At 67.9% G+C, this 25,408-nt stretch carries 26 protein-coding genes and 1 pseudogene; 22 read left to right on the plus strand and 5 right to left on the minus strand.

Annotated elements, in window-relative coordinates; all coding sequences use genetic code 11:
- Positions 1–46: 46 nt before the first annotated feature.
- Positions 47–1,021: a nucleoside hydrolase gene (locus tag ABJK40_RS02635; RefSeq protein ID WP_348480690.1), complete on the minus strand. Its 975-nt coding sequence runs from the start codon at positions 1,019–1,021 to the stop codon at positions 47–49.
- 38 nt (positions 1,022–1,059) lie between these two features.
- Between ABJK40_RS02635 and ABJK40_RS02640 the strand changes: the two genes are divergently transcribed.
- Positions 1,060–1,923 carry a hypothetical protein gene (locus ABJK40_RS02640; protein ID WP_348480689.1) on the plus strand — a complete coding sequence of 288 codons (864 nt, stop codon included), beginning with the start codon at positions 1,060–1,062 and terminating at the stop codon, positions 1,921–1,923.
- Positions 1,924–1,939: 16 nt separating this feature from the next.
- Here ABJK40_RS02640 and ABJK40_RS02645 read toward each other — a convergent pair whose 3' ends face one another.
- Positions 1,940–3,424: an acetyl-CoA acetyltransferase gene (locus ABJK40_RS02645; protein ID WP_348480688.1), complete on the minus strand. Its 1,485-nt coding sequence runs from the start codon at positions 3,422–3,424 to the stop codon at positions 1,940–1,942.
- An 81-nt stretch (positions 3,425–3,505) separates the two neighbouring features.
- On the opposite strand from ABJK40_RS02645, the gene rpiB reads away from it, so the two are divergent.
- The 4 genes from rpiB to ABJK40_RS02665 all read left to right on the plus strand — a co-directional run bounded on the left by rpiB (position 3,506) and on the right by ABJK40_RS02665 (position 7,322).
- The gene (rpiB, locus tag ABJK40_RS02650) at positions 3,506–3,952 is read left to right on the plus strand and encodes a ribose 5-phosphate isomerase B (RefSeq protein ID WP_348480687.1); all 447 of its coding nucleotides are present in this window, start codon (positions 3,506–3,508) and stop codon (positions 3,950–3,952) included.
- Positions 3,953–4,016: 64 nt separating this feature from the next.
- The gene (gene glyA / locus ABJK40_RS02655) at positions 4,017–5,258 is read left to right on the plus strand and encodes a serine hydroxymethyltransferase (RefSeq protein WP_348480686.1); all 1,242 of its coding nucleotides are present in this window, start codon (positions 4,017–4,019) and stop codon (positions 5,256–5,258) included.
- A gap of 216 nt (positions 5,259–5,474) precedes the next feature.
- Entirely contained in the window at positions 5,475–5,879 is a 405-nt protein-coding gene (locus ABJK40_RS02660) for a hypothetical protein (RefSeq protein ID WP_348480685.1), read from the plus strand.
- 225 nt (positions 5,880–6,104) lie between these two features.
- Positions 6,105–7,322 carry a DUF222 domain-containing protein gene (locus ABJK40_RS02665; protein ID WP_348510133.1) on the plus strand — a complete coding sequence of 406 codons (1,218 nt, stop codon included), beginning with the start codon at positions 6,105–6,107 and terminating at the stop codon, positions 7,320–7,322.
- A gap of 247 nt (positions 7,323–7,569) precedes the next feature.
- Here ABJK40_RS02665 and ABJK40_RS02670 read toward each other — a convergent pair whose 3' ends face one another.
- Positions 7,570–8,382, minus strand: a complete 813-nt coding sequence (locus tag ABJK40_RS02670) for an endo alpha-1,4 polygalactosaminidase (protein WP_348510134.1) — start codon at positions 8,380–8,382, stop codon at positions 7,570–7,572.
- 85 nt (positions 8,383–8,467) lie between these two features.
- On the minus strand, positions 8,468–9,544 hold the full coding sequence (locus tag ABJK40_RS02675; RefSeq protein WP_348479282.1) for an AIM24 family protein: 1,077 nt from the start codon (positions 9,542–9,544) through the stop codon (positions 8,468–8,470).
- Between the two features lie 44 nt (positions 9,545–9,588).
- Between ABJK40_RS02675 and ABJK40_RS02680 the strand changes: the two genes are divergently transcribed.
- The 13 genes and pseudogenes from ABJK40_RS02680 to ABJK40_RS02740 all read left to right on the plus strand — a co-directional run bounded on the left by ABJK40_RS02680 (position 9,589) and on the right by ABJK40_RS02740 (position 19,978).
- Positions 9,589–10,827, plus strand: a complete 1,239-nt coding sequence (locus ABJK40_RS02680) for an MraY family glycosyltransferase (RefSeq protein WP_348479281.1) — start codon at positions 9,589–9,591, stop codon at positions 10,825–10,827.
- A gap of 118 nt (positions 10,828–10,945) precedes the next feature.
- Positions 10,946–11,239, plus strand: a complete 294-nt coding sequence (locus tag ABJK40_RS02685) for an AtpZ/AtpI family protein (RefSeq protein WP_348479280.1) — start codon at positions 10,946–10,948, stop codon at positions 11,237–11,239.
- Positions 11,240–11,253: 14 nt separating this feature from the next.
- Positions 11,254–11,691 carry an ATP synthase subunit I gene (locus tag ABJK40_RS02690; protein ID WP_348510135.1) on the plus strand — a complete coding sequence of 146 codons (438 nt, stop codon included), beginning with the start codon at positions 11,254–11,256 and terminating at the stop codon, positions 11,689–11,691.
- A 64-nt stretch (positions 11,692–11,755) separates the two neighbouring features.
- Positions 11,756–12,532, plus strand: coding sequence for a F0F1 ATP synthase subunit A (atpB, locus tag ABJK40_RS02695; RefSeq protein WP_348479279.1), 777 nt, complete (start codon positions 11,756–11,758; stop codon positions 12,530–12,532).
- Between the two features lie 70 nt (positions 12,533–12,602).
- Entirely contained in the window at positions 12,603–12,887 is a 285-nt protein-coding gene (gene atpE, locus ABJK40_RS02700; protein WP_348479278.1) for an ATP synthase F0 subunit C, read from the plus strand.
- A gap of 92 nt (positions 12,888–12,979) precedes the next feature.
- Entirely contained in the window at positions 12,980–13,633 is a 654-nt protein-coding gene (locus tag ABJK40_RS02705) for an ATP synthase F0 subunit B (protein ID WP_348479277.1), read from the plus strand.
- Positions 13,630–14,220, plus strand: coding sequence for a hypothetical protein (locus ABJK40_RS02710; protein WP_348479276.1), 591 nt, complete (start codon positions 13,630–13,632; stop codon positions 14,218–14,220). The genes ABJK40_RS02705 and ABJK40_RS02710 overlap by 4 nt, the downstream gene beginning before the upstream one ends.
- A complete protein-coding gene (atpH, locus tag ABJK40_RS02715) occupies positions 14,217–14,744 on the plus strand; it encodes an ATP synthase F1 subunit delta (RefSeq protein WP_348479275.1) in 528 nt (175 codons plus the stop codon). The genes ABJK40_RS02710 and atpH overlap by 4 nt, the downstream gene beginning before the upstream one ends.
- A 17-nt stretch (positions 14,745–14,761) precedes the next feature.
- Positions 14,762–16,357, plus strand: coding sequence for a F0F1 ATP synthase subunit alpha (gene atpA, locus ABJK40_RS02720; RefSeq protein WP_348479274.1), 1,596 nt, complete (start codon positions 14,762–14,764; stop codon positions 16,355–16,357).
- A 6-nt stretch (positions 16,358–16,363) separates the two neighbouring features.
- Positions 16,364–17,248 (plus strand): annotated as a pseudogene (locus tag ABJK40_RS02725) (F0F1 ATP synthase subunit gamma); the annotation flags it as partial.
- Positions 17,249–17,647: 399 nt separating this feature from the next.
- Positions 17,648–19,078 (plus strand): F0F1 ATP synthase subunit beta, encoded by a 1,431-nt coding sequence (gene atpD / locus ABJK40_RS02730; RefSeq protein WP_348479273.1) that lies wholly within the window; start codon positions 17,648–17,650, stop codon positions 19,076–19,078.
- A gap of 2 nt (positions 19,079–19,080) precedes the next feature.
- Complete coding sequence (atpC, locus tag ABJK40_RS02735; protein WP_348479272.1) at positions 19,081–19,509, plus strand: ATP synthase F1 subunit epsilon; 429 nt, start codon at positions 19,081–19,083, stop codon at positions 19,507–19,509.
- 172 nt (positions 19,510–19,681) lie between these two features.
- Positions 19,682–19,978, plus strand: coding sequence for a DUF1330 domain-containing protein (locus ABJK40_RS02740; RefSeq protein WP_348479271.1), 297 nt, complete (start codon positions 19,682–19,684; stop codon positions 19,976–19,978).
- 30 nt (positions 19,979–20,008) lie between these two features.
- On the opposite strand, the gene glpX is transcribed toward ABJK40_RS02740, so the two are convergent.
- Positions 20,009–21,004, minus strand: a complete 996-nt coding sequence (gene glpX, locus ABJK40_RS02745; RefSeq protein ID WP_348479270.1) for a class II fructose-bisphosphatase — start codon at positions 21,002–21,004, stop codon at positions 20,009–20,011.
- Positions 21,005–21,120: 116 nt separating this feature from the next.
- Here glpX and ABJK40_RS02750 point away from each other — a divergent pair, with 116 nt between their 5' ends.
- From ABJK40_RS02750 to ABJK40_RS02765, 4 genes are all read left to right on the plus strand, one after another.
- Positions 21,121–22,935, plus strand: coding sequence for a prolyl oligopeptidase family serine peptidase (locus ABJK40_RS02750; RefSeq protein ID WP_348479269.1), 1,815 nt, complete (start codon positions 21,121–21,123; stop codon positions 22,933–22,935).
- Between the two features lie 152 nt (positions 22,936–23,087).
- Positions 23,088–23,906, plus strand: coding sequence for a hypothetical protein (locus ABJK40_RS02755; protein WP_348510136.1), 819 nt, complete (start codon positions 23,088–23,090; stop codon positions 23,904–23,906).
- A gap of 13 nt (positions 23,907–23,919) precedes the next feature.
- Entirely contained in the window at positions 23,920–24,609 is a 690-nt protein-coding gene (locus ABJK40_RS02760; RefSeq protein WP_348478082.1) for a J domain-containing protein, read from the plus strand.
- Between the two features lie 140 nt (positions 24,610–24,749).
- The gene (locus ABJK40_RS02765) at positions 24,750–25,319 is read left to right on the plus strand and encodes an alpha/beta family hydrolase (RefSeq protein WP_348478081.1); all 570 of its coding nucleotides are present in this window, start codon (positions 24,750–24,752) and stop codon (positions 25,317–25,319) included.
- Positions 25,320–25,408 lie beyond the last annotated feature (89 nt).

A 25,408-nucleotide genomic window follows, 5' to 3' on the forward strand; every position in this document is an offset into this window, starting at 1 on the left:
TCGGTGACCGGTCCCGAGGGGCGACACGCCACGGCCACGCCTCGAATCATCCGCCCGTCGAGCACCGGGCGACGGCGTCCAGGACCAGTGCGAACGCAGCGTCGGCGTCGACGGTGGTGAGCACCCGACAGTTCGGGTCCGATCGTTCGAGCAGACGTCGCTCGTCGATCACCGTCATCCCCGCCGTGTGTTCGCCCCGGGTCTCCACCACGACGTGGCGGTCCACGTGGCCGAAGAGCTCGGGGTGGGTGACGGCCAGGACCGCCAGCGGATCGTGGAGCGCGGCACCGTCGAGCGCACCGTCGTCGTGTCGGCTGAGGTACGTGTCGGTGAAGAAGTCGAACAGGTCGGCGAGCGTCGTCGCGAGACGCCCCGGCACGGCACGTGTGGCGGCGATCCGCGGCGGCGTGACCTGGAAGCGGTGGGTGACGTCGAGGCCCGCCATGATCAGTGGACCGGCCGCCGAGCCAGGGGTGGCCGGGTCGTAGGCGTCGAACACGACCGCCGCGGCCTCCGGATCGGCCCAGATGTTGAATTCGGCCACGGCCGAACGGTTCCCGAAGCTCCCGCCTCCCATCAGCGACACACCCGCGACGCGTCCGGGCAGGTCCGGGGCGAGGCGGAACGCGGTGCCGATGTTGGTCAGCGGTCCGATCGGCACGAGCCACACACCCTCCGACGACCGGCACGTGTCGATGATGAACTCCACGCCGTCCGTCCCGTCGAGCGGTGTGATGGGTTCGGGGAGCTCGGCGCCGTCGAGTCCGGACTCGCCGTGGACGAACCCGGCATGGCGTGGTGGAGCGACGAGCGGGCGCTCGCATCCGGCATGGACGGGCGCGTCGAGTCCGATGAGATCGCGCATCACCAGTGCGTTGTGGGTGGTCCGATCGAGCGGGGCGTTGCCCGCGACGGTGACGATGCCGACCACGTCGGCGAAGGCCGCCGCGACGATGATCGCCACGGCGTCGTCGTGGCCGGGGTCGCAGTCGAGCAGCAGGCGGGCGCGGTCGGCGGGCATGCCCGTGAGCTTGGCAGGCCGTCGTGCACACTGGACGAATGCAACGACGTCAGGATCCGCGACGACTCGCCGCGAGACTTGCGGTCATCGCGATCGTCGTGCTCCCTGCGTGCGCCTCGAGCGACGGAGGGGGCGAAGCGGGCACGCCCGACGCTCCGGTGGCCACCGCGGAGTCGGGCGGCGACGTGTTCACCGAGGCCGGCGGCACCGTCGGTGGCGTGAGTACGAACGGCGGGGTCGACCCCGGTGACGAGGACGACGTCGTCCCCCCGGCGGAGGAGGTCGTGGAGTCGGTCGTGGAGGGGGTCGTCGAGTCGCTTCCCGCGGTCGCCGAGACCGGCGTTCCGGGGATCGAGAGCGACGACGGTTTCTGTCGTGCGTGGAGCACGTACGCCGGGTCGGTGCAGGCGATCTCGCTGGCGTGGGCGCTGCAGGCGCCCGTCGACGCCGCCCGCCTCGAAGTCGCAGCGACCTCTGCGCTCCGAGCGGCCGTCGCGCAGATGGCCGACGAGCTGCCCGACGAGATCGAATCGAACCGTCAGGCGCTGACCGTCGACGTGCCGGGGCCCTTCCTCGCCCGCGCCGACCGGGCCGGAGAGCTGCTCGCCGAGGCGGGCCTCGACGGCGACCGGATCGACGCGCTCGGTGTGGCGTGGGTCGAGGCGATCACCGAGCAGGGGCTCGAGACCGAGAGCCTCACGGTCGACGTCCCCGCCGACTCGACCGAGGCGCTCGACGCAGCCGCCGAGGCGTTCATCGCCGAACTCCCGTCGGTCCTGGAGGATCCGACCCTCGACACGACCGAGTTCGACATCGGGCCGTCGCTCGAGTACATCACGGCCGCCTGCCCGGACCAGGGCACGCTGGCCGGCAACGACGACGTCGACTCCGGCGGCCTCTGACGACGCACGAACGTCGTCAGACGAGCAGCGCTCCCTCGTCGTCGAGGCGCACGGTCACCCCGACCCACTCACCGTCACACATCGCCGACGCGAGGGCCCGGTCGCCCGAGGTTCCCCACGCCCGCCGACCGTCCGCGAGCAGGCATGCAGCGAGCGCGGTCTCGGGCTCTCCCTCGCGGGAGAACATCACCGAGTAGGCCTCGATCTCGACCGAGCCGGCGGCGTCGGCTCCCACGGCCAGTTCGCGACGGGGGAGCGCGTCGATCTCGTCCTGGGGGTGGTCGTAGCGGAAGCCGTCGGCCGGGGGAGTGGCCGAGTACACGCCGAATGCGTGCTTGGTGGCATACCCGCCGTTCGCCCACACGAGGCCGCGAGCGTCGGGCAGCTCGCGCAGTTCGCCGACCATCGTGGCGATCGCGTGCATCGGGTAGTTGTTCCACGGGCCACCGCAGAACGGCAGGCCGCCGGTGCGCGACCACTGCCGGGTGGCGAGATCGATGCCCAGGGACTGCGCACCGAGTTGCACTGCCGACGGGAAGCAGGAGTACAGGTCGATCAACTCGACCTCGTCGATCGTGACGCCGGCGAGCTGCAGTGCCCGTGCGCCACCCAGTTCGACGGCGGGGGTCCGAGCGAAGGTGTCGCGGTTCGACACGAAGTTGTGTTCGTGGCAGTCGGTGCCTGCGTGGGGGAAGACCCAGCGGTCCTCGTCGATGCCCATCCGCCGGGCTGCCTCGACGGAGCACATGATGATCGACGCCCCCATGTCGACGTCGCTGTTCGAGTTCATCAGCTTCGGGTAGGGGAATCCGATCATCCGGTTCTTCGGCCCGATCGTGGTGATCTCCTCGGGCGACTTCGGTTCGCGGATCCACGCGTGGGGATTCCCGGCGGCCACGTGGCTGAGGTCGGACCACAGCTTGCCGAGGTGGGCCTGGTGCTCGGCGACCGTGCGCCCGGCGGCGGCGCGCAGAGCGGTCTCGAACATCGGGTAGATCTGGACCGGCATGACGATGCCACGCTCGCGCTCGGCCGGCGACGTCATGTCGAGTTCCTCGCCGATCCGGACCGGGAGGTCGTCGTCGTCCGCCTTGGGCCAGTCGAGTGTGACGCCCTCCCTGCGGGCCTTCATGAACGTCCGGAACGCCTCGGCCCCGGCCAGGATCGCGACGTCGACGGCGCCGGCTGCGATGTCGAGTGCGGTGCGGTTCACCAACGACTGCGGGCTGTTGCCTCCCGGTGCCGACTCGGCCAGTTCGGCGGCCTCGATCCCGAGCCGACCGGCCAGGAAGCGGGCGGGGTTGCGGTACCGCCAGCCGATCACGTTGACGACGCGGACCGAGTCCGCCGCAGGGGGTCCGTCGAATCCGGCGTCGTCGGTCGCGATGCGCACGGCCCGCTCCATCAGGGCGACCGGTTCGAGGGCATCGTCGAAGCCGTCGGCGCGATGGTTGTACTGGCCGACGCCGACGATGACGGGGGTTCGTGGATCGAGGTTCACGGTCCGACCCTATGAATCGGTGGGGGTTGCGGGTGAATCGGCCGCGCCCTGCGGCGGCTCGCCGTCCTACACTCCGAGGCGATGGCACGCATCGCGATCGGATCCGACCACGCCGGCTACGACCTGAAGGCGCACCTCGTCACCTTCCTGACGGTGCTCGGCCACGAGGTCGACGACCGGGGAACGCATTCGACGGAGTCGATCGACTACCCCGAGATCTGCGCCGACGTCGGACGCACCGTCGTCGCCGGCGACGCCGACTGGGGCATCGTGCTCGGCGGGAGCGGGCAGGGTGAACAACTCGCCGCCAACAAGGTGCGCGGCGTTCGTGCTGCGTTGTGCAACTGTCTCTACACCGCACGCATGGCACGCGAACACAACGACGCCAACGTGCTGTCGATGGGTGGCCGCGTCGTCGGCATCGGTCTCGCCGAGGAGATCGTCACCACGTTCGCCACCACCGATTTCGAAGGCGGCCGCCACCAGCGGCGCGTCGACCAGATCACCGCCCTCGAATCCATCTTCTGATCCGATGGCGGGGCTGGTCCAGAGCCCGTCGTCGACATCTCCGAACCACACGAAGGAACCCGCCATGCCGTTTCCCACCACCACCGATCCGGACACCGAGGTCGAGAACCTCATCGCCCGCGAGGTCGAGCGCCAGACCACCGGTCTGCAACTCATCGCATCCGAGAACTTCACCTCGCCGGCCGTCATGGCGGCCACGGGTTCGGTGTTGACGAACAAGTACTCCGAGGGCTACCCGGGGAAGCGGTACTACGGCGGCAACTCGGTGGTGGACTCGATCGAGCAGCTCGCGATCGACCGGGTGAAGGAGTTGTTCGGCGCCGAGCACGCGAACGTCCAGCCGCATTCGGGGGCCAACGCGAACATGTGCGTGTACCAGGCGCTGCTCGAACCGGGCGACACGATCCTCGGCCTCAGCCTCGACCACGGTGGCCACCTCACGCACGGGTCTCCGGTCAACGCGAGCGGTCTGCTCTACCACTTCGTCGCCTACGGCACGGGAGCCGAGGACCGCATCGACATGGACAACGTGCGCGAGCTCGCCCTCGAACACCGGCCGAAGATGATCGTGGCCGGCACCACGTCGTACCCGCGCCGGCTCGACCCCGAGCCGTTCAAGGCGATCGCCGACGAGGTCGGCGCCCTGCTGATGTTCGACATCGCCCACCTCGCCGGACTCGTCGCCGGTGGCGCCCACCCGAACCCGGTGCCGTTCGCCGACGTGGTCACGTTCACGACCCACAAGACCCTGCGCGGCCCGCGCGGTGGAGCGATCCTGTGCACGGCCGAGCATGCGAAGGCGATCGACAAGGCCGTGTTCCCCGGGTGGCAGGGCGGGCCGCTCGAGCACGCCATCGCCGGCAAGGCGATCGCGTTCCGCGAGGCGATGGACCCGTCGTTCGAGGAGTACGCACACCAGATCGTCACGAATGCGTCCGCACTCGCCGAGGCACTCGCACACGAGGGGTTCCGTCTCGTGTCGGGCGGCACCGACAACCACATGATGGTCGTCGACCTCACCCCGTTCGACGCCGAACTCACCGGGAAGGTCGCCCAGGCCACCCTCGACGAAGCCGGGATCACGCTGAACAAGAACACGATCCCCGACGATCCGCGTAGCCCCTTCGTCACCAGCGGCGTCCGCATCGGCACGCCGTCGGTCACCACGCAGGGGATGAAGGAGGCCGAGATGCCCGTCATCGCGAGTCTGATCGCCCGTGCGCTGCGCAGCGTCGACGACGCCGAGGCCCTGGGCTCGATCAAGGCCGAGGTCGCCGACCTCTGCGCCAGGTTCCCCGCCTACTGACCGTCGGCCTGCGATGCGGCCGATCGCTCGCACTCCTGGGTCCAGCTGCGCCTTCGCATCATCGCTGCCGAACCTGATCGACGATCGGTTCACCTGTTCGCGCACGAGTCTCCCGGCGGTGCGGCGTGTCGACCTCGTTGTGATGTCCCGGCGCATTCCGCCACCGAGCGCCCGAGATTCCCGCCGAACGAGTATCCACCTGCTGGACTCGTCGACATGCGTGTCGGGGACCAGGGCGTCATCTCGGTGATCTCGTTCTACCTGTACGGCCTGATCGGTCTCTGCCTGCTGATCGTCGTCTCGCCGCTGATCGTCTTCGCGACCCCTCTGCTCGTCGTTCTCGGACCGGTCGGGATCGTCTGGTGGCGCGGTCGGCAGTCGACTTCCCGCATCGGTGCCCCAGCACGGTGGTGGCTCGTGGTGGTGACGCTGCTCGTGCCGGCGATGCCGGTGGTGCCGGCGGTGTCCTACCTCGTCGCCGCCGAGGATGGCACTCCACCGGAGAGCTTCTGGCTCATCGTGATCGGCATCCTCCTGCTGCCGATGACGCTCGCTGCGGTGACGTACGCACTCCGATGCGGCGGCCCCTCGAAGCTCGACGCGGCTGCCGCATCGGAGTGACCCGACCCGTGGCTCCCTGACCCGACCGTGCCGCTGTCGGATGCGAATCGCTCCGAGACCTTCCGGATCGGTGGCACACGGGTTCGGTGACGTGCACCGGTCTGTATCGCACGCCGAAGGGCGCGTCGAAGCGGGGCGAGGCTCACCCCATGGCGACGCTCCGCACTGGCGTCAGGGTGGCACTTCCCATCAACTCTGTGACACCCCCTGAGTACTGTTGTTCGTATGCTGATCGAGGGGGTGATCGAGCGAGCGGAGCGGGTGATGTCGGTGCGCGCCGACTCATCGGCTTCCACGGATTCGCTGATCTCGGCGATGCGATCGGTCGCTGAGTTGCGGTCGTTCCTGGCCGCTGCCGAGGCCGATCTGGCGCTGCGTCTGCGGGTGGCCTCGTCGTTCGCGGAGCCGGAGATCGCTGCGGTGTCGGGTGAGTCGTTGTCGGCGGCGTCCAGGGTGATCGAACGGGGCGAGACCCTCGCGGTGGTGGCCGGATTGGCCGAGGCACTCGACGATGCTCGTCTCACCGCTGGTCATGTCGACGCGGTCACCCGAGGAGCGAAGTCGCTCGAGCCCTCGGAGCGTGACGCGTTGTTCGGTCGGATCGAAGGGCTCGTCGAGGAGGCGGGTGGGTTGTCGGTGGCCGAGTTCGCGCGTCGTGTGCGTCGTGAGGCCGACGAGGTGCGTGCCGATGACGGGATGGCGAGGTTGGAGCGTCAGCGGCGGGCGACGTCGATGTCGACGTGGACCGATGACGAGGGCATGTGGAACGTGCGTGGTCGGTTCGATCCGGTGACGGCGCTGTCGGTGTCGTCGGCGCTGGAGCGTGCGGTGGAGGCGTTGTTCGCCGAGGCGGTTCCGGAGTCGTGTCCGTCCGATCCGATCGAGAAGCAGAAGCACCTGCGAGCGCTCGCGTTCGGGCGTCTGGTCGAGGGTGGTGTCGGGTCGGGCAGGCCGGGTCGTCCCGAGTTCGTCGCGGTGATCGACGCCGATGCTCCGGCGGTGGCGGGAGCCGCCACGGTGGAATGGCCGATTCCGATCGAGGTGCCGCAGCGGGTGTTGGCGTCACTGGTTGCGGATGCGGACGTGACCACGGTGGTGGTGCGCAATGGTGTGGTGTTGCACGCGCCCGGGAATCTGGATCTCGGTCGGGCGACGCGCCTGGCGAACCGGGCACAGCGGCGTGCGTTGCGTGGTCTGTACGCGACGTGTGCGATCCCTGGCTGTTCGACGGGGTTCGACCGCTGCAAGTTGCATCACGTGGTGTGGTGGCGCAACGGCGGGGCGACCGATCTGGACAATCTGTTGCCGGTCTGCTCCCGTCATCACCACGCCATCCACGACGGCGGATGGAACGTGCAACTCGGCCCGAACCGTGAGCTCACCCTGACGTTGCCGGACGGCACGGTCCGCAACACCGGGCCTCCGAGCCGGCGGGCGGCATGACGTGATCGGCGATGCGCTGCTTCCAGGCTGCCGGTCGAGGGTGGATTCGCAGTGCCCAGATCCCCTCGTTCGATTCGGGCCGAGGGTGGATTCGCAGTGCCCAGATTCCCTCGTTCGATTCGGGCCGAGCGTGAAGTCGCAGTGCCCAGATTCCCTCGTTCGATTCGGGCCGAGGCACGGCACGAGACGACGCCGTGCGTGCGAACGTGGCCGGTCGAGCGGTCCGGCCGGGGTGGGGAGCGACGCGTCAGTCGCAGGCGATCCGGAAGTCGCCGTCGAGTGCGAGCGGCAGGATCAGCGTCGCGATCCGACGCGCGCGCGACGCGTCGCAGACCTCGTCGGGGTCGGCGACGAAGCGTTCGAGGTACTCCACGTTGAACACCGGCTTGCCGGCATCGAGGAACGGTTGCATCGCACCGCACTCGTCGAACTCGTGGCACTGCTCGTTGACGGCGAAGTCGAAGTCGTCGACGAGTTCGGGGATCTGGGCGAGATCGTTCTTCAAGCCGACCAGGAGGTTGCGATCGTGGGCCTCGCGGGCGAGGAACCGGTTGAAGTCGAGCTGGTCGTCGGCGGTGAGGTCGTACCCGGTGTCGGTGTCGTATCCCGTCACGTTGTCGGGGTCGACGCCGTCGCATCCCTTCGTCACGGCGAGGTCCATGCGGGCCACGAGTCCGTCGCGGACCGAGTCATGGCGGATGTCGAACCACCGCTCGCCCTCCCAGCCGACGAGCGGCTCACCGATCGCATCGTCGGCGAAACCGTCGGCGTCGTCGCGCCATTGTTCCCACGACCCGGCCGAGAAGTAGCAGATGACCGTGCGGCCGTCGGTGTGGAGCGCGTCGATCGTCTCCACGGGCACGTCGAACAGGTCGATGTCGTAGACGTCGGCGTCGTGGGACGTGTCGACGTCACCCTGGAGTTGGAGTTGCCAGGTCGCCCCGACCGACACCGCGTCGACCGACACCGCGTCGGGAGGCGACGCTCCGCCTGCGCACGACGAGGCGATCAACGCAGCGCTGACCGGCCCGGCGATCGCCACCCGGCGGACCCGGCGCACTCGATCAGCCCAGCGGACTCGGTCGGCCCAGCGGACTCGGTCGACCCGGCGGACTCGGTCGACCCGGCGGACTCGACGACCGAGATCAGCCGCCGGCGGCCGGAAGTGCATACTCCGCCGGTTGCACGATCACGATGCCGTTGCCCTCGAACGCCAACTGGAACGCCTCACCCGAACCCAGTCCGACGAGGGCCTTGGCCTTGACGGTCTTGTTCAGCGACGTGCGCAGGTCGGCACTCCACGCCACGACCGCCTGAGGGTCGCCGAACGTCGGTTGGTTGGTGTGGAGCACCACCGGCTGACCCTTCGTGGTGATGGCGACCCAGCCGTATCCGCTCAGGCGCGTGTTGAACAGGCCGCCGGTCAGCACTCCGGCGCCCTGGACGCGTTGGATGTCGTAGTCGAGCGTGGGTTCGAACGCGAGGATGTTGCGGCCGTTCACCGACAGTGCGCTCCCGTCGAGGTGCAGGATGTGGACCTGGTCGGCCTCGCTGGCGAAGAACACCTCACCCTGACCGGTGCAGCGCATCAACTGCACGCCTTCACCGGTGGCGGCCTTCTTCAGGAACTTGCCCACACCGCCTGCTCCTTCGTGGTCGAAATCGACCTGGCCCTGGAACGCGACCATCGAACCCTGACGTGCCAACACCGGCTCGCCGAGTCGGACCTTGAGCATCTTGGAGTTCTGCAGCACCACGCGTTCGTTCGCATCGTTCTCGGAGTACTCGCCGGAGAACAGGTCGGAACGGATCCCGGCGATCCCGTTGCCGCTCGCACCGGCAACCTGCGATGCGACCGGAGCGACGAACGGCGCAGCGGGCTCGGCGACGGCAGCTGCACCCGTGTACTCGGTCGCGACGCCACTCCCTTCGGCGGCCGGCACCCGGGCGACGGTCAGGTCGTCGTCGCGCTGCTCGACCACGTCCGACGGTGTCGCCTGGTCCACGGCGTGGTCGGCTGCCTCGATGGCCTGCTCCGCTGCGGCTGCGGCGGCGGAAGCGTCCTGAGCGGCACCGGCGTCCCACTGCTGCTCGACCGGCTGTTGCTGCGCCTGTGCCTGCGGTGCCGGGTGGGTGTGCTCGGTCCACTGGACGCCGTCCCACCAACGAAGGAGGGTCGGGTCGCCGGCGGGGTCGGGGTACCAATCTGCAGGGAAGGACATGGCGACGACTGTAGACGCAGGCGGGTGGGTTACTCTCTGCGTTCGTGCCCGATGTCGGTTCGTATTTCCTGATCGGGCTGATCGCTGCCGTCGTCACGTTCGTCGCGACTCCCGTGGTGGGAGCACTCGCTCGACGCTTCGGGTGGGTGTACCTGCCCAACGAACGAACGGTCCACAAGCAACCACTGCCCGACGTCGGCGGGCTCGCCATGTTCATCGGATTCGGTGTGGCGCTTGCGGTGGCCTGGGCGATCGGCGACCTGCAGCCGCTGTTCGCGTCGAACTCGGAGCCGCTCGGGGTGGCGATCGCCGCGGCCATCATCTTCGCCACCGGGTTCCTCGACGACGTGCGCGAACTGAGCGCCCCGGCCAAGGTCTTCGGAACCGTCCTGGCAGGCATCGCACTCGTCTACTTCGGCGTGGTGATGGATGCGTTCCGTCTGCCGTACTTCGGCGAGTTCATCCTCGGAGCGGACTTCAAGCCGCTGGTCACGGTGCTCTGGTTGCTCGGGATGAGCCAGGCCATCAACCTGATCGACGGTCTCGACGGCCTCGCTGCGGGCGTGGTGGCGATCGGCGCCTTCGCCTTCTTCCTCTACAGCCAGGAACTGGCGGGTCGCGACCTGATCCTGAGCAGCAACGTCGGCCCGCTCTTCGCCATCCTCGCCGTCGGCGTGTGCGTCGGGTTCCTGCCACACAACTTCAACCCCGCGCGCATCATGATGGGCGACGGGGGAGCGCTGCTGCTCGGTCTGCTCCTCGCGGTGTCGACGAGCGTCGTCGGCGGCCGCGCCGACTCCTTCGACACCGAGTTCGTCGGCACCACGTACTTCCTGCTCGCGCCGATCGCGATCCCGCTCCTGATCCTCGGCGTGCCGATCCTCGACACCGCGTTCGCGATCGTGCGACGCGCCACGAGTCGCTCGTCGCTCGCCACGGCCGACAAGGGGCACCTCCACCACCGCCTGATCAACCTCGGTCACGGTCACCGGCGCAGCGTCCTGATCCTGTGGACCTGGACCGCACTGCTCTCGGCGTTCGTCCTCTATCCGATCCTCACCGATCAGAACCCGAGCTACCTGCCGTTCGGCATCGCCGCGCTCGGCATGGTGCTGTACACGATCCTGCACCCGAGCGTGATCGCGCAGCGGCGTCGCAACGGAACGCCACCCGGCGGGATCGAACGGCCGGACCCGAACCAACCGACCCTCTTCGACACCGCATCGGAACCCGGCACGCCGGAGTCGGCGTCGCTGTCGACGGTACGTGACGACGAAGGTTGACGATCGTGCGACCGATTCGGCGAAAGGGTTGCCGCCGATGCGCGGCAGCACTAGGTTGTGCATGCATTCACAAGCGCCGGTCGTGTCCGCCAGGATCGCCTCGTGAAACTCCAGATCGATGAAGCTTCTCCCGACACCCCCGAGCGCTGACGACGTGCGCGCCAACTCCGAGGAATCGCTCGGTCACGGCATGGACGCCGTGATCATGCTGGCGATCTTCCTCGGTGCCGGTTGGGGGCTCGACAGCCTCTTCGGCACGATCCCCGTGTTCATGATCACCATGACCGTCATCGGATCGATCGGGCTGTTCGCCAGGTTCTACTACAGCTACGGACGTCGCATGGACCGCCACGACGCCGATCGTGTCGCCAAGCTCGCCGGTTCGCCGACGAGCGTCGAGGACGCGGCGTGAGCGTCATGGATCCGATGACCACCCGCTTCGAGGGCCCCGCTCCGGAAGTCGGCGTGTCGAACGACATGATCAAGCGTGGTCTGATCGTCGCACCCGTCCTGATCGGCATCTGCGCCGTGATCTGGGGCGGCGACGGCGCATGGTCGTCGGCCTACGGCATCGCGATCGTCCTCGCCAACTTCGCACTCGCCGCCGGGCTCATCGCTGCCGCGGCTCGCATCTCGGTCGCCCTCATGATGGGCGCAACGCTCTTCGGCTACCTGATCCGCCTCGGGCTGATCTTCCTCGCCGTCCTGCTCGTGAAGGATGCCGGATGGATTTCACTTCCGGCCCTCGGATCGACCATCATCGTGACGCACCTCGGGTTGCTCTTCTGGGAGATGAAGTACGTGGCGATCTCCCTCGCACACCCGGGCCTCAAGCCCACACCGAAATCCTCACTGCGTTCGTAGACCCGGTCGTCGTTCGCTCGACACCTCGCCCCTTCCATCCACCTCTGACTGAAACGGAATCAACGTGCTTGCCGAAAGCCTTGTCTTCCCGCCGATCAACGAATTGCTTCGTTGGCAGGACATCTTCCCCAGCTTCAACAAGATCGCGCTGATCGCCTGCCTGGCGTCGCTGCTCGGCATCGGGCTGTTCCTGCTCGCCAGCCGCGCCGACCCGAAGCTCGCTCCGACCGGCCCGCGCAACCTCGCCGAACAGGCCATCGAGTTCGTCGAGGAGGGCATCGTGATGCAGACGCTCGGCAAGGACGGTCTGAAGTGGACCCCGTTCCTGCTCAGCCTCTTCATCTTCATCTTCCTGTGCAACATCCCGGGGATCCTGCCGTTCTTCCAGATGCCCGCCACGGCCCGCATCGCCATCCCGTTGACGCTGTCGCTGCTGGTGTGGGTCATCTACATCTTCGTGGGCCTCAAGCACCAGGGCGCGGCCTACTTCGGTCACCTCCTGTGGCCTCCCGGTGTTCCCGTCGCACTCAAGCCGCTGGTGGGTGCGATCGAGTTCATCTCGACGATCATCGTCACGCCGTTCTCGCTCACCGTTCGTCTCATGGCGAACATGCTCGCCGGCCACATCCTGCTCGTCACCTTCGCACTGCTGACGCACTCGCTGGTCAGTGCCGAGACGAACCAGTTCCTGTTCATCCCGGCGAGCATCCTGCCGTTCTTCATGCTCGTGTTCCTGACGGCGTTCGAGATCCTCGTCGCCTTCCTGCAGGCCTACATCTTCGCCATCCTGGCGGCGGTGTACATCAGCAACTCGGTCGCCGGCCACGGCGACGAGCACTGATCCCACCCCGTCCACCCACCGATCTCTACAGATCTCCCACTCACACAGAAACCACTAGGAGAAGACCCCAATGGAAGCTTTCAGCGCACTGGTCGCCGCCGCCGATGAGGCAGGTATCGATCCCGCAGACGCAAAGAACACGGCAGCAGCCGCCTCGGCCGGTTACGCCTACGGCCTCGCGGCCATCGGTCCCGGCATCGGCATCGGTTACCTCGTCGGCAAGTCCGTCGAGGCCATGGCCCGCCAGCCCGAAGCAGCGGGCATGGTCCGTACGACCATGTTCCTCGGCATCGCCTTCACCGAAGCCCTCGCCCTCATCGGCTTCGTGGTCTTCATTCTCCTCAAGTTCGCCTGATCCGGCGTGCTCGACCGACGGTCCGCATGCGACCGTCGAGAACCGAGACACCATGAGTCCTATTCGAACTGCAATCCAGGAATGGAGTTGACGTGCTGACTGCCGTCGTCACAACTGCATCCACGGGTCAGCTCCAGGTCAACTTCCTGGCAGCCGAGACGTGCGAGCGCACCGACCTCTCCGACGCGGAGATCGAGGAACTCGGTGGTGAGGAAGCCCTCACCGTCGGCAGTGAAGGCTGCCCCGAGCTGAACCCGATCGCGCCCGAGGTCAAGGAGATGATCTGGGGCTTCGGTGCCTTCCTCGTGCTCCTGATCGTCCTCTACGTCTGGCTCTTCCCCAAGGTCCGTGCGGGGATGACGCTGCGCTACGAGTCGATCCAGAGCGACCGGGAGAGCGCCGAGACGCTCACCGCCGCCGCTCGAGCCGACGTCGCCGAGTACGAGGCCCGCCTCGCGTCGGTGCGTGCCGACGCCCAGGAGAAGGTCGACGCTGCACGGGCCACCCTCGAAGGCGAACGCTCCGACAAGATCGCCGCTGCCAACCAGCGGATCGCCGAGAAGCGGGGCGTCGCCACCGCCGAGGTCGAGGCAGCACGTCAAGCAGCGATGGGCGACGTCGAATCGGCCGTGAGCGACGTGGTCGCCCGGGCGACCGAGATCGCCACCGGCAAGCCGGCCGATCCGGCGACCGTCAGCAGCGCCGTGCGCTCTGCGATGGGTGCGAGCGCAGGAGCGACCTCATGATCACCACACAGCTCAACCTCCTCGCCGCCGGGGTGCTCCAGGCCGAATCGGTGCCCAACGACGGTGTCGGCTCGACCTCGCTCAACCCCTACTTCGCACCGCTCAAGGAAGTGGTCATCGGTGGCCTCGCCACTCTGATCGTGTTCGCACTGCTCTGGAAGTTCGCCTGGCCGGCGATCGCCAAGGGCATGTCGGACCGGACCGCTCGGATCCAGAAGGATCTCGACGAGTCCGCTGCGGCACGCAAGCAGGCCGAGACCGACGCTGCTCAGATCCGCACGTCGCTCGGCGACGTCGACGGCGAGCGCACCCGACTCTTCGCCGAAGCCGAAGCTCAGGCTGCGGCACTCCTCGAGGACGGACGCACCCGGCTCAACCAGGAAGTGGCCGAGATGGAAGCCAAGGCAGAGGCCGACATCGCCGCCGCCGCCGGCCGTGGCGCCGACGATCTGCGTGCCGACATCGCACGCTTCTCCAGCCAGGCGATCGAGTCGAGCGTCACCGCGTCGCTCGACGACGCCACTCACCAGGAACTGATCGAGGGCTTCATCGCCCGGGTCGGCGCCGGAAAGGTCGTCACGTCATGAGCGACGCACAGATCCAGGGCTACGCCCGAGCGCTGTTCGAGATCGCCCGTGCCGACGGCACGCTCGACGAGGTCGAGGACGAACTCTTCCGTTTCGCTCGCTCCTACGAGGGCTCCGAAGAGCTGCGCAACACTCTCTCCGACGATCAGATCCCGGCCGAGAAGCGCCAGGCCATCATCGAGGACCTCCTCGGCGGCAAGGCGACACCGACCACCACGCAACTCGTGTCGATGGTCGTCGGCTCCGGCAAGGCTCGTGACCTGCCGGCCATCGTCGATCTCCTCGTGCAGCGTGCGAGCAGCGCCAAGCAACTCGACACCGCCGAGGTCCGCACCGCGGTCGCTCTCACCGGTGACCAGGAGGACCGCCTCAAGGCGGCTCTCGAGAACGCCACCGGCAAGCGCCTCAACCTCAAGACGATCGTCGACCCCTCCGTGGTCGGCGGTGTCGTCGCCACCGTCGGCGACGATGTCATCGACGACTCCGTCCGCACCCGTATCGACCAGCTCAAGGCCCGCCTGTAGGGCCGTCAGGAACGAACATGGCTGAACTCACCATCTCCGCAGCGGACATCGCGTCCGCTCTCAAGAAGAACCTCGACGGCTTCGAGCCGTCGGTCGAGGCCCGCACCGTGGGTCGCGTCGCCGAAGTCGGCGACGGCATCGCCCGCGTGTCCGGTCTGCCGGACGCAGCAGTGAACGAATTGCTGCAGTTCGAGGACGGATCGATGGGCCTCGCCCTGAACCTCGACGAGGGCTCGATCGGCGCCGTCGTCCTCGGCGACGTCGACGCCATCGAAGAGGGCCAGACCGTCAAGTCGACCGGCAGCATCCTCTCGATGCCCGTCGGTGACGCGATGCTCGGTCGTGTCGTCAACGCACTCGGCGAGCCGATCGACGGCGGCGGTGAGATCGTCGGTGCCATCCAACGCCGCATGGAGATCCAGGCTCCGGGCATCCTCGGGCGCCAGCCGGTGCACGAGCCGCTGCAGACAGGCATCAAGTCCATCGACGCGATGACTCCGATCGGTCGCGGCCAGCGCGAACTCGTCATCGGTGACCGCAAGACCGGCAAGACCGCCATCTGCATCGACACGATCCTGAACCAGAAGGGTCTCGGCGTGAAGTGCATCTACGTCGCGATCGGGCAGAAGGGGTCGACCGTCGCACAGACCGTCGACACCCTGCGCCAGGCCGGTGCGATGGAGTACACGGTCGTCGTCTCGGCGCCGGCCGCCGACTCGGCACCCTTCAAGTACCTCGCTCCGTACGCCGGTTGTGCCATCGGCCAGCACTGGATGGACAACGGCGAACACGCGTTGATCGTGTACGACGACCTCTCCAAGCAGGCCGACGCCTACCGCCAGATCTCGCTCCTCCTACGGCGCCCGCCGGGCCGTGAGGCATACCCCGGCGACGTGTTCTACCTCCACTCGCGTCTCCTCGAGCGGGCAGCGAAGCTGTCCGACGAGAACGGTGCCGGATCGCTCACCGCCCTGCCGATCATCGAGACCAAGGCCGGTGACGTCTCGGCGTTCATCCCGACCAACGTGATCTCGATCACCGACGGCCAGGTCTTCCTCCAGGACAACCTCTTCAAGTCCGGCGTGCGGCCCGCCGTCGACGTGGGCATCTCGGTGTCACGCGTCGGCTCCGCCGCACAGACCAAGGCGATGAAGGGCGTGGCGGGAACGCTGAAGCTCGACCTCGCACAGTTCCGTGAGCTCGAGGCGTTCGCCACGTTCGGCTCCGAACTCGACGCGATCTCGAAGGCTCAGTTGGAGCGTGGCTATCGCCTCGTCGAACTGCTGAAGCAGCCGCTCAACAGCCCGATGCCGGTCCAGGATCAAGTGGTCTCGCTGTTCGCCGGGACCAAGGGATACCTCGACGACCTGCCCGTCACCGACGTGGCGCGCTTCGAGTCCGAGTTGCTCGAGTTCATGCACTCGAGCCACGGCGGGCTGATGGACGAGCTGAAGACGCAGAAGATCCCCGACGCCCTCGCCGGCGCCGTCGATGCGTTCAAGGCTCAGTTCACGCCCACCGGCGGCACCCCGGGCAAGCCGGTCGACCCGTCCTCCGTCGACGCCGACGAGATGGGCGACGCCGCATCCGCCAAGACGCTGGCGACGGAGTAGTCATTCATGGCAGGTGGACAAGAACGCATCCTCAGGGGCCGCATCAAGGCGATGCAGTCCACGAAGAAGATCACGCGCGCCATGGAGTTGATCGCGGGTTCGCGCATCGTCAAGGCCCAGCAGCGGGTGCAGGCAGCAGTGCCGTACTCCGAGCTGATCACCGAGGTCGTCAAGGATCTCGCCGCGGCCGGGGCCTCCTCCGACGCTCCGATGCTCGCCGGGCGCGCCGACGTCGAGACCACCTGCTACGTGGCGATCACCGCCGACCGCGGACTCTGCGGCGGCTACAACGCCGGCGTGCAGCGTGCGACCGAAGGCGAAGTCAAGGCCGACGTGCTCGCCGGCAAGAGCTACAAGATCGTGCCCGTCGGCAAGAAGGCCGAGGGGTACTTCCGCTTCCGCGGCTACGAACTGACCGAGTCCTTCATGGGCTTCAGCGACCAGCCCAGCTACGAGGACGCACGCCGCATCGGCGAGTACGTCGTGGACCTGTTCGTCACCGGTCAGGTCGACAAGGTCGAGTTGGTCTACACCCGCTTCATCACCGCTGGCAGCCAGGAAGTCGTCCTCCGCCCGCTCGTGCCGCTCAGCGCGACCACGGTCGTCGGCGGCGACGGCAAGGACACCTCCGGTGGCGGGGCGTCCTTCGAGTTCGAACCCGACCCGACCGAGATCCTCGACACGCTGCTTCCGCGCTACGTCGAAGCCCGCATCTACGCGGCGCTGCTCAACGCCGCGGCGTCCGAACACGCCTTCCGCCAGCGGGCGATGAAGTCGGCCACCGACAATGCCGAGGAACTCATCCGGAGCCTGAGCATCGTCATGAACCGGGCCCGCCAGGCGTCGATCACCTCCGAGATCATGGAGATCGTCGGTGGCGCAGCGGCCCTCGACAGTGGCGACGACGTCATCGCCTACATCGACATGGGCGACGACTACTTCGGCGATCCGTTGGGTGCGCAACCGGCACCCGGTCGTGCAGCGTCGCCCGGGGCGGCCCCCGCCGCGCAGTCCTCCGGCGCCACCACCGCCACGATGGAACGACCCGATGACCTCAAGCTCATCGAGGGTGTGGCCGGTGTGCTCGAGGAGCGTCTCCACGCCCTGGGCATCACCACCTTCAAAGAGATCACCACGTGGGATGCCGCGGAGATGGATCGCATCGACGACAGCCTCGGCTTCGAAGGTCGGATCCAGCGCGACGACTGGCAGGGCCAAGCCCGCCGGTTCCACAACGAGAAGTACCCCGACGACCAGATCTGATCGACACAGGAGATCATCGAAATGACCATGACTGAATCCTCAACCGAACTGCAAGACGGCCGGGTCGTCGCCATCGCCGGCCCCGTGATCGACGTCGAGTTCCCGCGCGGCGCGCTGCCGGAACTGAACTCGGCGATCGAGTTCACCGTCACGCTCGAAGGCGAGTCGACGAACGTGCTCGCCGAAGTCGCTCAGCAGCTCGGCAACGGTCGTGTGCGTGCGATCTGCATGAAGCCGACCGACGGTCTGGTCCGTGGCGCACCCGTGCGCAACACCGGGCACGGCATCCAGGTGCCCGTCGGCGAGAAGGTCCTCGGCAACGTGTGGAACGTGTGGGGCGAAGCCCTCGACACGCAGCCCGAAGGTCTCGCCGAGATGGAGCGTTGGGACATCCATCGCTCCGCGCCGACCTTCGACTCCCTCGAGCCGTCCGCTCGCATGTTCGAGACCGGCATCAAGGTCGTCGACCTGCTGACCCCCTACGTCGCCGGCGGCAAGATCGGCCTGTTCGGTGGCGCCGGCGTCGGCAAGACCGTGCTCATCACCGAGATGATCAACCGTGTGGCATCGCAGCACGGTGGTGTGTCGGTGTTCGCCGGCGTCGGCGAGCGCACCCGTGAGGGCACCGACCTCCGTCTCGAGATGATGGAGTCGGGCGTGTACGAGAAGGCCGCACTGGTCTTCGGTCAGATGGACGAGCCGCCGGGCGTGCGCCTGCGTGTCGCTCTCTCGGCGCTGACCATGGCGGAGTACTTCCGTGACGTGGCCGGCCAGGACGTGCTGCTGTTCGTCGACAACATCTTCCGCTTCGTCCAAGCGGGTTCGGAAGTGTCGACCCTGCTCGGACGCATGCCGTCCGCCGTGGGGTACCAGCCGACACTGGCCGACGAGATGGGTCAGCTCCAGGAGCGGATCACCTCCACCAAGGGTCGCTCGATCACGTCGCTGCAGGCCGTGTACGTGCCCGCCGACGACTACACCGACCCCGCGCCGTTCACCACCTTCACGCACCTCGACGCCACGACCGAGCTCAGCCGTACGGTTGCCTCGCTCGGCATCTACCCGGCAGTGGACCCGTTGTCGTCGACGTCGACCATCCTCAGCGCCGAGGTCGTCGGCGAGCACCACTACGGAGTCGCCCGCCGCGTCCAGGAGACCCTGCAGCGCTACAAGGAACTGCAGGACATCATCGCGATCCTCGGTCTCGACGAACTGTCCGACGAGGACCGTCTGACGGTGTCCCGTGCCCGCAAGGTCGAGCGCTTCCTGAGCCAGCCGTTCTTCGTCGCCAAGGTCTTCACCGGCCTCGACGGTGAGTACGTGCCGGTCGCCGAGACCGTCGAGTCGTTCGAGGCGATCATCGACGGTGGACTCGACGATCTCCCGGAGCAGGCATTCCTCAACGTCGGCAACATCGACCAGGTGCAGGCCAAGGCCAAGCAGCTGCTGGACAGCTGATCATGGCTGAACCATTTCACGTCGACATCGTGTCGCCGGAGAAGGTGCTCTTCTCGGGCGAGGCGAACATGGTGATCACGCGCACCCTCGGGGGAGGCGAGATCGCATTCCAGGCCGGGCACCAGCCCTTCGTGGGCGCTCTCGTCGAGAACCACACGCGGATCTTCCTCACCGACGGCAAGGTCCAGGACGTCGCCGTGCACCGGGGGTTCGTCGAGGTGAGCGGTGGTGAGACCACCAAGATCTCACTGCTCACCGACGTCGCCGAACTCGCCGCCGACATCGACGTGGCTCGCGCCAAGGACGCCCTCGAGCGTCACGAGCGCACGCTCAAGGACGAGCAGGTCGAATCGAAGATCGCCGACGCTGTGGCCGGCAAGGCGCGCGCCAGCGCGCGTCTCACCGCCACCGGCACCTCCTTCACGGCCTGACCCGACCGCAGCTGGACCGCACGTCCCCGACGTGCGAAACCTGTGTGCCCGATCCCGGTGAGCGGGCTCGCCGACGCATGTCCCGGCATCGGTCGTCGAACTCGACGGAACCTGTGCGACCGAGTCGATCCGGGTCGTCGCGGACTGCGGCCGTCTGGAACGATGGCGCTCCATGAGCGCCTACTTGATCGTGAACTACGACGTCGACGACCTCGACATGTACAAGGAGTACCAGGCCGGATCGGTGGCTGCGCTGCGGATCCCCGACGAGTGCGAGGTCGTGGTGTTCGACCCGGCGTCGGAGCAGATCGAGGGCGACGGTGCGGGCAAGCAGACCGTCGTGCTCAAGTTCGAGTCGATCGAACGAGCGAAGGAGATCTACGAATCGGGAGAATACCAGGCGATCGTGGGCACCCGGCACGGCGCGACGTCGAAGCACTTCGCCGTCCTCGTCAACAGCTTCGGCTGAAACTCGTCCGGGTCGTCGGGTGATGTCCGGTCAGTAGTCGATGGCGGAGAACGCGCGGAGCTTCCTCACCTTGTGGCGGGCATCGACGAAGCGGACGGTCCCGCTGCGTGACCGCATGACGAGGCTCTGCGTGCGGGCACCCAACTTGTCGAACCGGACGCCGCGCAGCAGAGCGCCGTCCGTCAGGCCGGTGGCGGCGAAGAAGCAGTTGTCGCCGGTGATCAGGTCGTCCTGGTTCATCACCCGGCTGAGGTCGAAGCCGGCGGCCTCCATGTTGGCGCGCTCTTCATCGCTCTGCGGAGCGAAACGCGCTTGCATCTCGCCACCCATGGCTTTGCACGCAGCTGCCGAGATCACGCCCTCGGGTGTCCCGCCGATGCCGAACAGCACGTCGACGCCGGCATCGGGCCAGGCGGTGGCGACGGAGCCGTAGACGTCGCCGTCGGTGATCAGCCGGATCCGGCAGCCGGCCGCGCGCACCTCGGCGATGAGGTCGGCGTGTCGGGGGCGGTCGAGGATGACGGCGGTGAGGTCCTGGACGTCTTCGCCCTTCGACTTGGCGATCCACCGCAGGTTCTGCGTGGCGCTCGCGGTGATGTCGATGGAGCCGACCGAGTCGGGGCCGACGGCGATCTTCTCCATGTAGAACGACGGGCCAGGGTCGAGCATTGCTCCGCGATCGGCCACCGCGATGACCGAGAGTGCGTTGGTCTTGCCGTGGGCGGTGAGCGTCGTGCCGTCGATGGGGTCGACCGCCACGTCGACCTGTGGCTCCGAACCGTCACCCACGATCTCGCCGTTGAACAGCATCGGAGCGTCGTCCTTCTCGCCCTCTCCGATGATCACCGTCCCGCTCATCTGGACGGTGGACAGCGACAGGCGCATCGCTTCGACGGCGGCTCCGTCGGCCTTCTCCTTCTCGCCGCGCCCGACCCAGCGCGCAGCAGCCAGGCAGGCGGACTCGGTGGCTCTCACCAACTCCATGGCCAGGTTGCGGTCTGGGCGCTCACGATGCTGTTCGGACATGCTCTGACCGTAGTCAGACACCGAGCCAACCGTGAAAGGTGGGACGGTGAACGGTGCGACGACATCGAGATCCGACGGGAAGGAATCGAGGCGGCGGAGGTGCGTAGGGTCGAACGATGCAACCGATTCCGCTCTCGCTGATCCGAGCCGGTCGTGACCTGACCGAACCGCGGGTGTCGCCCGACGGACGCTGGGTGGGGTTCGTCCAGCGCACGGGCGGCACCACGTCGATCGGCCGAGTGGCGGTCGACGGCGACGGGATCGAACGCCGGCTCACCTTCGGAGCCGAGCCCGCCCCCGGCCGGGGCCTCGGTGGTGGGTGCTTCACGTGGCTGCAACGCACGGATGGGCCGCTCTCGCTGCTCTATGCCGCACTCGACGGCGAACTCTGGCGGCAGACCGGCATGCACCTCGAGCGGTTGACCTCCCACGGCCGATCCGCCCGAGGACCGGCCGTCGCGTCACAGCGTCCGACACCGGACGCCGACGATCGGCTGGTGGCCCACGTGCTCGACGATGCGGAGATCTGGTTGATCGACATGGACACCGGGGAGCAACGGCGGATCGACGACGGGCGGCACGCGTTCTGCTTCGATCCGGCGATCGCGCCCGACGAACGGATCGTGTCGTGGCAGGGGTGGAGTCCTCCGGACATGGCGTGGGACGGGGCGGTCCGTGTGGACTGCGACCTGCGAACCGGTGCGATCAGCGAGTGGCGCATCGTGGACGGTGCGTTCCAGCAACCGCGGTTCACTCCGCACGGCGAGCCGATCCACGTCCACGACGGTTCCGGATGGCTGAACGTGTACATCGGTGACCGACCCGTGGTGTGCGAGTCGCTCGATCACGCCGGGCCGACGTGGGGGATGGGCAACCGTTCCTACGCCCTCGACGGTGACGGGCGTCGGTTGGCGTTCGTGCGCAATGAAGCGGGCCACGGGGCGTTGTGCGTGGCGGACCTCACGAGTGGGGAGGTCGAACAGTTGGGTCGAGGGGTCCACGGCCACCTCGACTGGGTCGGTGACGCGTTGGTGGCGATCCGGTCGGGAGCGCGGACGCCGACGCAACTGGTGATGTATCGCGGCAGTCCGTGGGCCCGCACGACACTGGCGCACACGCAGCCCGACGTGTGGGATCGGTCGCAGCTTCCCGAGCCGGAGATCGTGGAGGCGACCTCCGCCGACGGGACCACGTTGCACGCCCGTCGTTTCGTCGTGGGGCTGGGACGGATGCTCGTCTGGGTCCACGGTGGGCCGACGGACCAGTGGCAGGTCGACTGGCGGCCACGGATCCTGTACTGGATGACGCGCGGATGGGACGTGCTCGTGGTGGACCCTCGCGGCACGACCGGTCACGGCCGGGTGTACCACCAGGCCCTGCACGGGAAGTGGGGCCGCCTGGACGTCGACGACACCGCCGACCTGATCCGCGATGCGCACCGTCGGGGTTGGGCCACGCCCGGGTCGACCGTCGTCCTCGGCGGCTCGTCGGGTGGACTCACCGTGCTCGGGGTGCTCGCCGACCATCCCGACCTGGTGGCCGGCGGGGTGGCGTCGTACCCGGTCAGCGACCTCGTGGCGCTCACCGAGGTCGACCACCGGTTCGAAGCCCACTACACCGACACGCTGGTGGCGCCGAACGACGGATCGCCCGAGTCCGAGGCGGCGTTCGCCCGGCTCTCACCGATCCACCGGGCGGAACGGATCACCTCGCCGCTGCTGATCTTCCACGGAACCGACGACCCGGTGGTCCCCATCTCCCAGAGCGAGAGGCTGGTACGGGTCGTCGAGGCCGCCGGCGCACCGGTCGAGTTCGTGGTGTACGAGGGCGAGGGCCACGGATTCCGACGAGCCGAACACGTCGAGGACGAATACGAGCGGACCGCGGCGTTCCTCGACCGCGTGCTCGCTCACCCGCCGAGCGGTTCGTAGCACGCGACGGACTCCACGATCTCCAGGTCGAGGTCACCGCCGATTACCCGTCGTTGCCGAACGCCCGTGCGCTGAATCCCAGCTCGTCGCGTGACGTCGCCGTCGGCCGCCGCCGCCCGTCGCTGCGCCGGGGCCGCCGGTAGCGTGCCGATGTGGCTTTCGTGAACAAGCAGAGTGGCGAGGAACAGCAGCAGGACACGGCTGCGTCCGGTCAGCCGATCGATTTCGATCCGAACGACGACGAGATCGTGAAGGTCCACTACGACCTGTCGGCGTGGACGTTCGAGAACCGCGCCGAGCTCGCCGAAGCACTGGCCGACGCCGGCCTGCCGCACTACTGGGACGACGAGGAACTGGTGGTCCCCGAAGCGGTCGAATCGGCGACCGACGCCATGTTCGAGCACCTCGAAGCCGAACTCGGGCCGTTCCCCGTGGGCCTCGACCCCGACGACGAATCGGTCGAGTACGGGCTCGACGAGTGGAGCGATGCCGATCGTTCGACGCTCACGGATGCACTGATCGACGCGGAGATCCCGCACCGCTGGACGTCGACCACGGTCCGGGTCGCCGCAGACGCCGAAGAGGACGTCGACGCCCTCCTCGACGCGATCGAGGCCGGAGAACTCGGTCCGGTCGACGACGGCGCCGACGAGCCGCCCGAGGGGGTGTTGAGCGACATCTTCCTGGTGGCCGACAAGCTGGCCAAGGATCCGTTCGACGCCAAGGCGCGCCGTGAGATCATCGACCTCGACGGCCTCATCGACGGCGAGCATCCGCCCTACGCCCTGGCGCCACGGGTCTGGAAGCAGGCGGTCGCCGACGTCGCTGCGATCGTCGACAGGATCCACGCCGACGCCGACAGCAACACCGTCGAGGACGGTGCGATCGGCGACGACGGGCACCTCGAGGAGTCCTCGGACGTGATCGGTCTGGCGCAGAAGCTGCGTTCGACCGTGCGCGAGTTCGTCTGAGCTTCGTCGGTCCGTGCTCCTCGCCGAACTCGAGATCCACCACAGCCGGCCGGTGCAGCCGACGCGGCGGATCGCGCTCGGGCACATGGTGCTCCCGGTGGATCCCGCCCCCGGGTTCGGCGGGCTGCTGCTCGGCGCGATCATCGCGCAGCACCTCGACGGCGTCGACGACGACTACGTGCCCGACGTCCACCGACTGATCGACGAGATCGCCACCGGCCACCGGGTCGTCCAACCGCGCCTTCGGCACCGGTTCCAGCTCGACCGCCACGGGCTGTCCCACAGTACGCATCGCCTGATCGGCGACGGGGACGACATCTCCTTCGACTTCGCCACGACCGGCACGGACCTGGCGCAGGTGCTCGGTGCGATCTACGCCGTGGAACGCCTGGCGCTCGAACACCGGCGCCTGATCGTGCCGGTGCTGCAGAAGGCGGCGCGATGGCGCGGCCCGATCGGCGCATCGATGATCGCGTACCTCGCCGGATCACAGACCACGACGCTCGCAGCGCTCGCCGACCCGAGTGGGTGGGCGATGCAGATGCTGGGCTTCGAGTTGGGTGCGGAGAAGCCGTCCAAGCGGCTCGTCACCAAGGCGTTCCGCGCTCGGATGCGTGATGTGCACCCCGACCACGGCGGGGCCGAGATCGACGCCGCCAAGGCGATGTCCGACCTCGCCGAGGCCCGCCGGATCCTCGGCTGAGCCGAGCCGGATCGTCCGATCCCCGGCGTCGTCCCTCACCGCTCGTCGGGCCGGCGCGGCGGCATCTGCGACCGTTCCGTCGTCGGTGGCCACGAGATCCGTGGAGCGTGAGATGGGGGCGACCGTGGCAGGATCGTCGCATGGCGAAGGCGACGGTGGTGTTGTATCCGGGAGCGGGAACGGGTTGTGACCATTCGAGCCTCGTGGCCGCCGAACGTCGGCTCGGGTCGTCGGCCTACGTGGAGCGGCGCGACTTCCCGTACCGGAGGCAGGGTCGCACGGCTCCCGATCGGGCCCCGAAGCTGATGGCGTCGGTCCGCGACGACCTGGTGGAGTTCGCTCGGCGGCGCGGTCCCGTCGTGATGGGCGGTCGGTCGATGGGAGGGCGGATGACCACGATGGTCGCCGCCGATGTCGACGGCGCCGGACCGGTCGCACGCCTGGCCGGTCTCGTGCTGATCTGCTATCCGCTCCACCCGCCGAAGCAGCCCGAGAAGCTGCGTGTCGAGCATCTCCCCGACATCTCCGTGCCGTGTCTGTTCATCTCCGGAACGCGGGATCCGTTCGGCACCCCCGAGGAACTGGAGACGTGGACGGCCACGATCCCGGCGCCGGTCGAACACCTCTGGATCGAGGGGGCGCGACACGATCTGAAGGGTCACGACGCGGCGATCGCCGATGCGATCGCAGAGTTCGTCGACGGCACCTGACGACGGCCGGGATGTGCCGCTATCATCCCGGGAACTGAAGGGGAGTATCCCTCGTGGCCCGTCGTCAACACGCTCATCGAGCCGGCGCG

Origin of the sequence: Ilumatobacter sp. (genome assembly GCF_039969435.1) — a bacterium.
Classification (GTDB): Bacteria; Actinomycetota; Acidimicrobiia; order Acidimicrobiales; family Ilumatobacteraceae; genus Ilumatobacter_A.